Source organism: Sediminihabitans luteus (assembly GCF_002797595.1).
Taxonomy (GTDB): domain Bacteria; phylum Actinomycetota; class Actinomycetes; order Actinomycetales; family Cellulomonadaceae; genus Paraoerskovia; species Paraoerskovia lutea.
Genome location: NZ_PGFE01000006.1, coordinates 39,788 through 52,017 on the forward strand (window position 1 = coordinate 39,788; position 12,230 = coordinate 52,017).

Here is a 12,230-nt window from a genome sequence, read left to right on the forward strand (position 1 = left end):
GACCTCCCGGGACTGGGCCGAGTCGCGCGTGCGGTAGACTCGAAGTCGCGATCGGTGCGCCCACCGTGCCGGTCGACATCGCGTGCCTCATCCCGGTCCTTTTGGTGCGTCCCTTCGCGGGCGCCCTCGGCCCGGGTCGCACCGACAAGCGGTCCGTGCTCGCACGGCGTCGGTCGACGAGGCACCAGGGGTTCCGGCCACTCGGTCGGCACCGACAACCACTGCAGCGGTTCCCGTCCGTGACGGGTGCCGCACGATTCTGCGCGGCACCGGGTGGGTCCTGGGCCGCGTGCGAAAGGACGTGTCATGGCCGTCGTGACCATGCGCCAGCTCCTCGAGAGCGGTGTCCACTTCGGGCACCAGACCCGCCGTTGGAACCCGAAGATGAAGCGCTTCATCTTCACGGAGCGCAACGGCATCTACATCGTCGACCTCCAGCAGTCGCTGTCGTACATCGACCGCGCCTACGAGTTCGTCAAGGAGACGGTCGCCCACGGCGGCACGATCCTCTTCGTCGGCACCAAGCGCCAGGCGCAGGAGCCCGTCGCCGAGCAGGCCGCCCGCGTCGGCATGCCCTACGTGAACCACCGCTGGCTCGGTGGCATGCTCACGAACTTCACCACGGTGCACAAGCGTCTGCAGCGCATGAAGGAGCTCGAGGAGATCGACTTCGACGACGTCGCCGCGTCGGGTCTCACCAAGAAGGAGCTCCTCGTCCTGCGTCGCGAGAAGGACAAGCTCGTCCGCACGCTCGGCGGTATCCGCGAGATGTCGAAGGTCCCCTCCGCCATCTGGATCGTGGACACCAACAAGGAGCACCTCGCGGTCGACGAGGCGCGCAAGCTCAACATCCCGATCGTCGCGATCCTCGACACCAACTGCGACCCCGACGTCGTGGACTACAAGATCCCGGGCAACGACGACGCGATCCGCGCCGTCACGCTGCTGACCCGCGTGATCGCGGACGCCGCGGCCGAGGGCCTCATGCAGCGCCACTCGGGCAAGAAGGGCGAGGAGGCCGGCCCCGACGCCGGTGCCGAGCCCCTCGCCGAGTGGGAGCGGGACCTCCTGGCCGGTGCCGAGGAGCAGCTCGCTGCCCCCGCCGCCGAGTCGACCGAGGCGCCCGCCGCCGAGGCCACCGAGGCACCTGCCGCCGAGGCCACCGAGGCTGCGGAGCCCGCCGCCGCGGAGACCGCCGAGGCGCCCGCCGCCGAGGCACCTGCCGCGGAGACCACCGAGGCCGAGTGATCCCGTGAGCCCCGGGCAGGCGTCGTCCTGCCCGGGGCTCCGTCGGGCCCGGGGCCCGCACCTCTCGGGTGCGGGCCCGGCCCCAGCTCTCGCCCGCCGACGTCGGTGACGACGTCGGGCCGGGACATCCACACACGACGTAAGGAAGCAGACATGGCGAACTACACCGCTGCTGACATCAAGGCGCTCCGCGAGCGCACCGGCGCCGGCATGCTCGACGTCAAGAAGGCGCTCGACGAGGCCGACGGCAACGCCGAGAAGGCGCTCGAGATCATCCGCGTCAAGGGCCTCAAGGGCGTCGCCAAGCGTGAGGGCAACACGACGTCCGAGGGCCTCGTGGCCGTCAAGGTGTCGGACGTCGACGGCGGCCAGGTGGCCACGGTCGTCGAGGTCAACTCCGAGACCGACTTCGTCGCGAAGAACGACAAGTTCATCGGCTTCGCCAACGAGGTGCTCGACGCCGTCGCGGCCGCCGGTGCCGCGGACCTCGACGCCGCCCTCGCCGCCCCGCTCGGCGACGGCACCGTCCAGGACGCCGTCAACGGCGCCGCCGCGACGATGGGCGAGAAGATCGTCCTGCGTCGCGTCGCCCGCCTCGAGGGCGAGAAGGTCACGGCCTACCTGCACCGCACGGCCAAGGACCTCCCGCCGTCGATCGCCGCGGTCGTCGTGACCGACGCCGCGGGCGAGGCCGTCGCCAAGGACGTCGCGCAGCACATCGCCGCGATGTCGCCCGAGTTCCTCAGCCGCGAGGACGTCCCGGCCGAGACGGTCGAGAACGAGCGTCGCATCGCCGAGGAGACCTCGCGCAACGAGGGCAAGCCCGAGGCCGCGCTCCCGAAGATCGTCGAGGGTCGCCTCAACGGCTTCTTCAAGTCGGCCGTGCTGCTCGACCAGCCGCTCGCCAAGGACCCGAAGCAGAGCGTCGCGCAGACGCTCGCGGGCGTCGGCGGCACGCTGAACGCGTTCGTGCGCTTCCGCGTCGGTTCCTGACCGACGCACCCGCACCGGCCCGGCCCACCCTGGTGGGCCGGGCCGACGCGCACCGTGACGCCTTCGCCCCTCGCTGCCGCCGCGCGGCAGGGTAGCGTGGTCGGGGCCGGTGCGACGGCCCGGGGTGCCGGGCGCTCGAGAGTGTCGGAACGAGGTCGTCGCGGACGACGAAGGATGGTGGCTGCACGGTGACTGGGACGAACGACCTGAGCAGGTCCGGCGCACGGCGCGTGCTCCTCAAGCTCTCGGGCGAGACCTTCGGCGGCGGGCAGATCGGCCTCGACCCCGACGTGGTGCTGCGGGTCGCGCGGGAGATCTCCGCGGCCGTCGCGCAGGGGGTGCAGGTCGCGATCGTGGTCGGCGGCGGGAACTTCTTCCGTGGCGCCGAGCTCTCGCAGCGCGGCATGGACCGCTCGCGCGCCGACTACATGGGCATGCTCGGCACGGTCATGAACTGCCTCGCGCTCCAGGACTTCCTCGAGCAGACGGGCACCTCGACGCGCGTGCAGACCGCCATCACGATGGGTCAGGTCGCCGAGCCGTACATCCCGCTGCGCGCGATGCGTCACCTCGACAAGGGCCGGGTCGTGATCTTCGGCGCGGGGGCGGGCATGCCGTTCTTCTCGACCGACACCGTCTCGGTCCAGCGTGCGCTCGAGGTGCACTGCGACGAGGTGCTCATGGGCAAGAACGGCGTGGACGGCGTCTACACGGCCGACCCGCGCACCGACCCGACGGCCCGCAAGCTCGACCACCTGACCTACACCGAGGCGCTCGTGCAGGATCTCGGCGTCATGGACGCGACAGCGATGAGCCTGTGCCGTGACAACGACGTGCGCATGCGCGTGTTCGGCATGAACGACGACGGGGCCGTGACCCGGGCCCTGCTCGGCGAGGAGATCGGTACCCTCGTCACGGCGTCCTGACGCCGGCGGCGCGAGCGCCGCACCACCCGCACGACCGCGCACGGCAGGCGACCTGCGGTGCACCCCCCGACAGAGCACCACTGACGCAGCACCAAGGAGCACAGGTGATCGACGAGACACTCCTCGAGGCCGAGGAGAAGATGGACAAGGCGATCGAGGTCGCCAAGGACGACTTCGCGACGATCCGGACGGGTCGCGCGAACCCGTCGATGTTCAGCAAGATCACGGTCGACTACTACGGTGCTCCCACGCCGCTGCAGCAGCTCGCGTCGTTCGCGACGCCCGAGGCGCGCACGCTCGTGGTCTCGCCGTTCGACAAGTCGGCCATGGCCGCGATCGAGAAGTCGATCCGCGACTCCGACCTCGGGGTCAACCCGACGAACGACGGCAACATCATCCGCGTCGTGCTGCCCGCGCTGACCGAGGAGCGTCGCCGCGAGTACGTCAAGCTCGCCAAGAGCAAGGCCGAGGACGCCCGCGTCTCGGTGCGCAACGTGCGTCGTCGCGCCAAGGAGGAGCTGGACCGGATCGTCAAGGACGGCGAGGCCGGCGAGGACGAGGTCGCGCGTGCCGAGAAGGAGCTCGAGGGGCTGACGAAGTCGCACGTCGAGGCGATCGACCACCTCCTCGCGGGCAAGGAAGCCGAGCTTCTCGAGGTCTGATGACTGCTGATCCGCTCTCGCGGCCCCCGCGCCGCAAGCCCCGGGCCGGGCGCAACCTCCCGGCGGCGATCGGCGTCGGGGTGCTGCTGCTGGTCGTCGTGGCCGCGAGCCTCGGCTACCGCCCGGAGCCCTTCGTGCTCCTCGCGGTGGTCGCGGTCGGCGCGGCCCTGTGGGAGCTGCGCCAGGCGTTCGGCCGCCGCGACATCCGCATCCCGTTCGTCCCCCTCGCGGTCGGCTCGACCGGGATCCTGGTCTCGTCGTACCTCTCGGGCGCCGAGGCGCTCATGGTCTCGTTCCTGCTGACCGTCGTCGGCTGCGTCGTGTGGCGGCTCGTCGACGGCGGTGGCCCCGCGGCGGTGCGCGACGCCGCGGCGACGACGTTCGCCGCGGCGTACCTGCCGTTCATGGCGGGCTTCGTGATGCTCATGCTCGCCGAGCCGCAGGGCCGCATGCGCGTGCTGCTCTTCATCCTGCTCGCGGTCGCGAACGACGTCGGCGGGTACGTCGCCGGCGTGCTGTTCGGGCGGCACCCGCTCGCGCCGACGGTGAGCCCGAAGAAGAGCTGGGAGGGGCTGATCGGCTCGTTCGTGCTGGCGACGATCGTCGGCGTGGTCGGGGCGAGCACCTCGTGGGGCCTGGGCCTGAGCCCGTGGGTCGGCGTCGCGCTCGGGATCGTCGCGCCGCTGACGGCCACGGTGGGCGACCTCGCGGAGTCCCTGCTCAAGCGCGACCTAGAATTGAAGGACATGGGCACGCTCCTGCCGGGCCACGGGGGCATCCTCGACCGGCTCGACTCGATGCTCATCACCGCACCGTTCGTCTACCTGATGCTCTCGGTCGCGCTCTGACCCGTCCCGGACCAGCCGGTCCGACACCTGCACGACGACACTCCGACCGAACCGAGGTACAGCACATGGCCGCACGACCGCCCGCAGGGCAGGGACCGACGCCCGTCGAGCTGTCCGCGCGCCCCGCCGTCCGCCCGGGGGACGAGACCGCGCCGATGCCGCTGAGCTTCACCGCCAAGCGGCGCGGCAAGCCGCCGCGCCACTTCGCGGACCTCACGCCGGAGGAGGTCGGCGAGGTCGTCGTCGCGCTGGGGGAGAAGAAGTTCCGCGCCAAGCAGCTCGCGACGCACTACTACGCGCACCTGACGAACGACCCGTCGGCCATGACGGACCTGCCGGCGGCGACGCGTGACGTGCTGACGGAGAACCTGTTCCCGCGGCTGCTCGAGGCGTCGCGCGTGCTCAAGGCCGACGGCGGTACGACCGTCAAGACGCTGTGGCACCTGTTCGACGGCGCCAAGGTCGAGTCGGTGCTCATGCGCTACCCCAAGCGGTCGACGCTGTGCGTGTCGAGCCAGGCGGGCTGCGGCATGGCGTGCCCGTTCTGCGCCACGGGCCAGCTGGGCCTCACCCGCAACCTCTCGACGGCGGAGATCGTCGAGCAGGTGCGCTCGGCGTCGAAGTCGCTCGCGGACGGCGACGTCCCGGGCGGGCCGGCGCGGCTCAACAACCTGGTGTTCATGGGGATGGGCGAGCCGATGGCCAACTACAAGGCCGTCATGGGCACGGTGCGCCGCCTGGTCGCGGAGCCGCCCGTCGGGTTCGGCATGTCGGCACGCAACATCACGGTCTCGACCGTGGGGCTCGTCCCCGCGATGCGCAAGCTCGCGGACGAGGGGATCCCCGTCACGCTCGCGCTGTCGCTGCACGCGCCCGACGACGAGCTGCGCAGCGAGCTCGTGCCGATCAACACCCGCTGGTCGGTCGACGAGGCGCTCGACGCGGCCCGGCACTACTTCGAGGTCACGGGCCGCCGCGTGAGCATCGAGTACGCGCTCATCAAGGACATGAACGACCACGGCTGGCGCGCGGATCTGCTCGGCGAGAAGCTCAACGCGCGCGGCCGCGGGTGGGTCCACGTCAACCCGATCCCGCTCAACCCGACCCCCGGGTCGATCTGGACCGCGAGCGACCGTGACGTCGAGGACGAGTTCGTGGCACGATTGCGCGCGCACGGCATCCCGACGACGATCCGTGACACCCGCGGCAGCGACATCGACGGTGCGTGCGGGCAGCTTGCAGCCGAGGAGGACGAGTGACTTCCCTGTTCAGTGAGGTGCCGAAGAGGACCCGCGGGTACGACCCCGACGAGGTCGACGAGTTCTTCGACGACGCCAAGGCGCTCTACGAGGGCCGGGACGGTCGCACGCTGACGAGCACCGAGATCCAACGCGCGACGTTCGAGCTCGTGCGCGGCGGGTACTCGACGACCGAGGTCGACGCCGCGCTCGACCGTCTCGAGGGTGCGTTCATCGCACGCCAGCGCGCGGCGTACGTCGCGGCGCACGGGCAGCAGGCGTGGATGAACGCCCTCGCCGAGCGTGCGCGCACGCTGTACGAGCGGCTCGGCCGCCCCGACGGCAAGAAGTTCGCCCCGGCCGAGCGCGGCGCGCCCGCGTACGACACGGACGACGTGGACGACCTGTGCGACCGCCTCGTCGACTACTTCGACCGGCAGGTCCCGCTGACCTCGGCCGAGGTGCGCGAGACCGTGTTCCGTCGCCGCAGCGGCGCGTCCGGGTACGGCGAGGCCGCGGTCGACGCGTTCTTCGCGCGTGCCGTCGAGGTCCTCCTCGGGGTCGAGTGAGCCCCCACGACGCCCCCGCCGGGCAGGCCGTCGGCACCGCTGCCGGGGTCGGCCCGCACCGCACGGTGACCCTGCTCGGGTCGACGGGCTCGATCGGCACGCAGGCGATCGACGTGGTCCTGCGCCACCCCGACCGCTTCACGGTCGAGGCGATCTCGGCGGGCGGCGCGGACGTCGCGCAGCTCGCGGCCCAGGCCGTGCGCCTGGGCGTGCGCGCGGTCGCGGTCGCCCACGCGTCGCGGTCCGACGCGCTGCGCGCCGCGCTCGTGGACGCCGGCGCGCGGGACGTCGAGGTCCTCGCAGGTCCCGACGCGGCCACCGAGCTCGCCGGCCGGGGGAGCGACGTCGTCCTCAACGGCATCACGGGGTCGGTCGGGCTCGGCCCGACGCTCGCGGCCCTCGACGCCGGGTCGACGCTCGCGCTCGCGAACAAGGAGTCGCTCGTCGTCGGCGGAGCGCTCGTCAAGGAGCGCGTGCGCCGCCCGGGTCAGATCGTCCCCGTCGACTCGGAGCACTCGGCCATGGCGCAGTCGCTGCGCGGGGGTGCGCGCGGCGAGGTGCGTCGTCTGATCCTGACCGCGTCGGGCGGGCCGTTCCGCGGGTGGACGCCCGAGGCCGTCAAGGCCGCGACGCCCGAGCAGGCGCTCGCGCACCCGACGTGGTCGATGGGCCCGGTCGTCACCGTGAACTCGGCCAGCCTCATGAACAAGGGGCTCGAGCTGATCGAGGCGCACCTGCTGTTCGACGTGTCCACCGCCGACATCACCGTGGTGGTGCACCCCCAGTCGGTCGTGCACTCGATGGTCGAGTTCGTCGACGGCTCGACGATCGCGCAGGCGTCGCCGCCCGACATGCGGCTGCCGATCGCGCTCGGGCTGAGCTGGCCCGAGCGCCTCGACCCGGTCTCGCCGCCGTGCGACTGGACGCAGGCGACCGCGTGGACGTTCGAGCCGCTCGACGAGGAGGCGTTCCCCGCGGTGCGGCTGGCGCGCGAGTCGGTCGACGCGTCGGCGACGCACCCGGCCGTGTACAACGCGGCCAACGAGCAGGCCGTGGCGGCGTTCCTCGCGGGGCGGGTCAGGTTCGGCGACGTCGTCGCGACGGTCGAGCGCGTGCTCGACGCGCACGAGGGCACGCCGTCGGCGGGCCTGACGGTCGAGGCGGTGGTCCGGGCCGAGGCCTGGGCGCGTGCCCGTGCCGACGAGATTCTCGACCGGCGCTGAGCGCAGGACGGACGGAGGACTGACGTGGTTGCCCTGGTCGTCGGCATCGCCGTGGTCGTGGTCGGGATCGTCGTGTCGATCGCGCTGCACGAGATCGGTCACATGGTGCCTGCCAAGAAGTTCGGCGTGCGCGTGAGCCAGTACATGGTCGGGTTCGGCCCGACGCTCTGGTCGCGCCGGCGCGGCGAGACCGAGTACGGGGTCAAGGCGATCCCCGCGGGCGGCTACGTGCGCCTCGTGGGCATGTTCCCGCCCAACCCGGACGGCGCGCGCGAGCCCGCGTCGTTCGCCCGCCGCATCGCGTTCGACGCGCGCGAGGCGAGCAGCGAGGAGATCCACCCGGGCGAGGAGCACCGCGCGTTCTACAACCTCTCGGCGCCCAAGAAGGTCGTCGTGATGCTCGGCGGGCCGTTCATGAACCTCGTCATCGCCGCGGTCCTCATGGTCGTGGTCGTGGCGGGCATCGGCGTCTCGGGCGCCTCGACGACGGTCGGCGCGGTCGTGCCGTGCGTGACCGGGTCGAGCGCGACGACCGCCCCGCGCGAGTGCACCGACGCCGACCCGGAGTCCCCGGCCGTCGCGGCCGGGCTCGAGCCGGGCGACGAGGTCGTGTCGTTCGGGGGCACCGCGGTCGACTCGTGGGACCAGCTCGTGTCGCTCATCAACGACGCCGCGGGCGAGCCGACCCCCGTGGTCGTCGTGCGCGACGGCACCGAGGTCGACCTCACGATCACCCCGGCGCAGGTCGAGCGCCAGCAGGTCGACGCCGACGGCACGCCGGTCGTCGACGCCGCGGGCGACCCGGTGACCGAGCCGGGCGGGTACGTCGGCTTCTCGGCCGCGGTCGAGCGGCAGCGGGGGTCGCTCGCCGACGCGGGCGAGGCGCTGTGGGACACGGTCACGGCGACCGCGGGCGTCGTGGTGACGCTGCCGCAGAACGTCTACGACGTCGTGCGGACGACGGTCGCGGGCGAGGAGCGCGACGCGACCTCGGTCATGGGCCCGGTCGGCGTCGGGGTCGTCGCGGTCGAGGTCGCGGGCGCCGACGCGGGCGTGGTCGACCGGGTCGCGATCATGCTCTCGCTGCTCGCGTCCCTCAACGTCGCGCTGTTCGTCTTCAACCTCATCCCGTTGCTGCCGCTCGACGGCGGTCATGTGCTGAACGCGCTCTACGAGGGCACCAAGCGCACGGTCGCGCGCGTGCGGGGCCTTCCCCGCCCCGGCCCGGCCGACGTGGCGCGCATGATGCCCGTGGCGTACGTGATGTTCGTGGCCCTCGTGGGCGTGGGCGTGCTGCTGCTCGTGGCGGACGTCGTGAACCCCGTGACGCTCCTGTGAGGCCTTCGTCACGGGCCGGGTTGGTCCGAGCACCCCTGCGCGGGGGATACTGAGGTGGTGAGCTCTCCCATCAGTCTCGGAATGCCCGAAGCCCCCGCGCCGGTGCTGGCGCCCCGCCGCAAGACCCGCAAGATCAAGGTCGGCAAGGTCGAGGTCGGGGGCGACGCTCCCGTGAGCGTGCAGTCCATGACCACGACGCCCACGACCGACATCAACGCGACGCTCCAGCAGATCGCGGCGCTCACGGCGTCCGGCTGCGACATCGTGCGCGTCGCGGTGCCGAGCCAGGACGACGCGCTCGCGCTGCCGGCGATCGCGCGCAAGTCGCAGATCCCCGTGATCGCCGACATCCACTTCCAGCCCAAGTACGTCTACGCGGCGATCGAGGCGGGCTGCGCGGCGGTGCGCGTCAACCCCGGCAACATCCGCAAGTTCGACGACCAGGTCAAGCAGATCGCGCGCGAGGCCGCCGACGCGGGCGTGTCGATCCGGATCGGCGTCAACGCGGGCTCGCTCGACCCCCGCCTGCTGGCCAAGTACGGCAAGGCGACGCCCGAGGCGCTCGTCGAGTCGGCCGTGTGGGAGGCGTCGCTGTTCGAGGAGCACGGCTTCCACGACTTCAAGATCTCGGTCAAGCACAACGACCCCGTCGTCATGGTGCGTGCCTACGAGCTGCTCTCGCAGCGTGGTGACTGGCCCCTGCACCTCGGCGTGACCGAGGCCGGCCCCGCGTTCCAGGGCACGATCAAGTCCGCGACCGCGTTCGGCGCGCTGCTGAGCCAGGGCATCGGCGACACGATCCGCGTCTCGCTCTCGGCCCCGCCGGTCGAGGAGGTCAAGGTCGGCATCCAGATCCTGCAGTCGCTCAACCTTCGCCCCCGCAAGCTCGAGATCGTCTCGTGCCCCTCGTGCGGCCGTGCGCAGGTCGACGTCTACACGCTCGCCGAGAAGGTCACCGCGGGCCTCGAGGGCATGGACGTGCCGCTGCGCGTCGCCGTCATGGGCTGCGTCGTGAACGGGCCGGGCGAGGCGCGCGAGGCCGACCTCGGCGTCGCGTCGGGCAACGGCAAGGGGCAGATCTTCGTCAAGGGCGAGGTCATCAAGACCGTGCCCGAGGCCATGATCGTCGAGACGCTGATCGAGGAGGCCATGCGCCTCGCCGAGACCATGACCCCCGAGAACGACGCCCAGGCGGGCCCTCCGGTCGTCTCGGTCGGCTGACGCCGTCGCACCCGCGCACCGCGCCCGCGCGCGTGGGTCGACCCGGGACGGGAGGATCGCTGCATGGCACGCTGGCGCCCGGGCGCGCGCTCGTACGACGCGCGCGTCCTGACCGACCGGGACCTCGACGAGGCCCTGGTGCTGTGCGCGCGCGCCCCGGTGCGCTCGACGCTCGCCGCGGCGCGTCTCGTGGAGGCCCGCACGACGGGCCTGCGCGCGGCCCGGGGCGTGCTGTGGGGCTACCCGGCCGAGGGGCCGCTCGAGGCGATCTGCTGGGCGGGGGCGAACCTCGTGCCCGTCGTGCCGGACGGCGTGGACGTCGACCGCGCGTGCGCGGCGTTCGCGGCGCTCGCGCTGCGGCACGGGCGCCGCAGCTCGTCGGTCGTGGGGGAGCGTGACGCGGTGCTCGCGCTCTGGGACCGGCTCGAGCCCCGCTGGCCCGCGGCGCGCGAGGTGCGCGACGACCAGCCCTCGCTCGCGATCGACGGCGAGCCGCTCGTCGAGCCCGACCCCGCGGTGCGGCGCTCGGTGCCCGACGAGCTCGGCGTGGTGCTGCCCGCGTGCGTGCGCATGTTCGTCGAGGAGGTCGGGTACTCGCCCGTCGCGGCGGGCGGCTCCGCCTACGAGGACCGCGTGCGCCAGCTCATCCGCGACGGACGGTCGTTCGTGCGCCGCGAGGAGGTCGCGGGCAGACCGATCTCGTTCAAGGCCGAGCTCGGTGCCGTGACCCCGCAGGTCGCGCAGGTGCAGGGCGTGTGGGTCGACCCGCTGTTCCGCGGCCACGGCCTGTCGGAGTCGGGGATGGCCGCGGTCGTGCGGATCACGCGCGCCGAGGTCGCGCCCGTCGTCTCGCTCTACGTCAACGCGTACAACGAGCGCGCGCTGCGCACCTACCGGCGCGTCGGGTTCGAGCAGGTCGGCACCTACGCGACCGTCCTGTTCTGAGCGTCCGCCCGGATCATCTACGGGGCGCCCGGACCGACCGGCCGGCTCGCGCACGCCGGTCAGCGCAGCAGGCGTGACATGCGCCGGTCGGCGAGCACCCGCCCGCCGGTCTGGCACGTCGGGCAGTACTGCAACGACCGGTCCGCGAACGCGACCTCGTGCACGACGTCGCCGCAGGGCGTCCCGTCCCACCCCGGGCACGCCTGCCCGGTGCGGCCGTGCACGCGCATCCCGCGCCGCTTGGCGTCCTTGAGCTCGGCCGCCGGCTTGCCGGACGACGCCGCCACGGCCTCGGCCAGGACGCTGCGGACCGCCCCGTGCAGGGCCTCGACCCCGGCGGGGTCGTCCGCGTACGTGCGGGTCATCCGGAACGGGCTCGTGCGTGCGGCGTGCAGGATCTCGTCGGAGTACGCGTTGCCGATGCCCGCGATCGCGGACTGGTCGCGCAGCGCGCCCTTGACCTGTTGGTTGCGGGCCGCGAGCACGCGGGCGAGGACCTCGGGCGTGAACCCCGGCCCGAGCGGGTCGACCCCGAGCGACGCGACCGCGGGGACGTCGTCCGCGGCACGGACGACGTGCACCGCGAGGCGCTTGCGCGTGCCGGCCTCGGTCAGGTCGAACCCCGAGCCGTCGTCGAGCCGGACGCGCAGCGCGAGCGCCGGACCGCGCGAGCGGCCGCCGAGCGAGGGGCGCACCGCACCCGTGGGGGCGGTCGCCGACCAGCGCACCCAGCCGCCGAGCGACAGGTGCACGAGCAGGTGCAGCCCGGCGTCGTCGGTGCCGTCCGGCCCGGGCGCGAGCTCGACGTCGATCCACTTGCCGTGCCGACGCACGCCCGCCACGCGGCGTCCGACGAGGGCGTCGACGGGCGGTGAGAACGTCTTGAGCGCGGCGATCGACGCGACGTCCGCCGCGACGACGGCGCGCCCCGCCGTGCGCTCGTCGAGGAACTCCACGAGCGAGGCGACCTCGGGCAGCTCGGGCACGGACCCATGGTCGCGCGCCGGTACGCTTGGCGC

12 protein-coding genes are annotated in these 12,230 nt (G+C 72.8%); 11 read left to right on the forward strand and 1 reads right to left on the reverse strand.

Annotation, left to right across the window (positions count from 1 at the left end; all coding sequences use genetic code 11):
- Positions 1-306 precede the first annotated feature (306 nt).
- From rpsB to CLV28_RS14025, 11 genes are all read left to right on the forward strand, one after another.
- Positions 307-1,248: a 30S ribosomal protein S2 gene (gene rpsB, locus CLV28_RS13975; protein ID WP_100423954.1), complete on the forward strand. Its 942-nt coding sequence runs from the start codon at positions 307-309 to the stop codon at positions 1,246-1,248.
- 153 nt (positions 1,249-1,401) lie between these two features.
- Positions 1,402-2,241 (forward strand): translation elongation factor Ts, encoded by an 840-nt coding sequence (gene tsf, locus CLV28_RS13980; RefSeq protein WP_100423955.1) that lies wholly within the window; start codon positions 1,402-1,404, stop codon positions 2,239-2,241.
- Between the two features lie 188 nt (positions 2,242-2,429).
- Positions 2,430-3,167, forward strand: a complete 738-nt coding sequence (pyrH, locus tag CLV28_RS13985) for a UMP kinase (protein ID WP_100423956.1) — start codon at positions 2,430-2,432, stop codon at positions 3,165-3,167.
- Positions 3,168-3,271: 104 nt separating this feature from the next.
- Positions 3,272-3,829 carry a ribosome recycling factor gene (gene frr, locus CLV28_RS13990; RefSeq protein WP_100423957.1) on the forward strand — a complete coding sequence of 186 codons (558 nt, stop codon included), beginning with the start codon at positions 3,272-3,274 and terminating at the stop codon, positions 3,827-3,829.
- The gene (locus CLV28_RS13995; protein WP_100423958.1) at positions 3,829-4,677 is read left to right on the forward strand and encodes a phosphatidate cytidylyltransferase; all 849 of its coding nucleotides are present in this window, start codon (positions 3,829-3,831) and stop codon (positions 4,675-4,677) included. Before frr ends, CLV28_RS13995 begins: the two co-directional genes overlap by 1 nt.
- A 65-nt stretch (positions 4,678-4,742) precedes the next feature.
- The gene (rlmN, locus tag CLV28_RS14000; protein ID WP_100423959.1) at positions 4,743-5,936 is read left to right on the forward strand and encodes a dual-specificity RNA methyltransferase RlmN; all 1,194 of its coding nucleotides are present in this window, start codon (positions 4,743-4,745) and stop codon (positions 5,934-5,936) included.
- Between the two features lie 17 nt (positions 5,937-5,953).
- Positions 5,954-6,484 (forward strand): DivIVA domain-containing protein, encoded by a 531-nt coding sequence (locus CLV28_RS14005; RefSeq protein WP_239073241.1) that lies wholly within the window; start codon positions 5,954-5,956, stop codon positions 6,482-6,484.
- A 65-nt stretch (positions 6,485-6,549) separates the two neighbouring features.
- Positions 6,550-7,707 carry a 1-deoxy-D-xylulose-5-phosphate reductoisomerase gene (gene dxr, locus CLV28_RS14010; RefSeq protein WP_373314295.1) on the forward strand — a complete coding sequence of 386 codons (1,158 nt, stop codon included), beginning with the start codon at positions 6,550-6,552 and terminating at the stop codon, positions 7,705-7,707.
- A 24-nt stretch (positions 7,708-7,731) separates the two neighbouring features.
- A complete protein-coding gene (locus CLV28_RS14015; RefSeq protein ID WP_239073242.1) occupies positions 7,732-9,045 on the forward strand; it encodes a M50 family metallopeptidase in 1,314 nt (437 codons plus the stop codon).
- Positions 9,046-9,126: 81 nt separating this feature from the next.
- Entirely contained in the window at positions 9,127-10,266 is a 1,140-nt protein-coding gene (ispG, locus tag CLV28_RS14020) for a flavodoxin-dependent (E)-4-hydroxy-3-methylbut-2-enyl-diphosphate synthase (protein ID WP_203968185.1), read from the forward strand.
- A 63-nt stretch (positions 10,267-10,329) separates the two neighbouring features.
- Positions 10,330-11,211, forward strand: coding sequence for a GNAT family N-acetyltransferase (locus CLV28_RS14025; protein WP_100423962.1), 882 nt, complete (start codon positions 10,330-10,332; stop codon positions 11,209-11,211).
- Between the two features lie 59 nt (positions 11,212-11,270).
- On the opposite strand, the gene CLV28_RS14030 is transcribed toward CLV28_RS14025, so the two are convergent.
- Positions 11,271-12,197: an Fpg/Nei family DNA glycosylase gene (locus tag CLV28_RS14030; RefSeq protein ID WP_100423963.1), complete on the reverse strand. Its 927-nt coding sequence runs from the start codon at positions 12,195-12,197 to the stop codon at positions 11,271-11,273.
- Between the last annotated feature and the right edge of the window lie 33 nt (positions 12,198-12,230).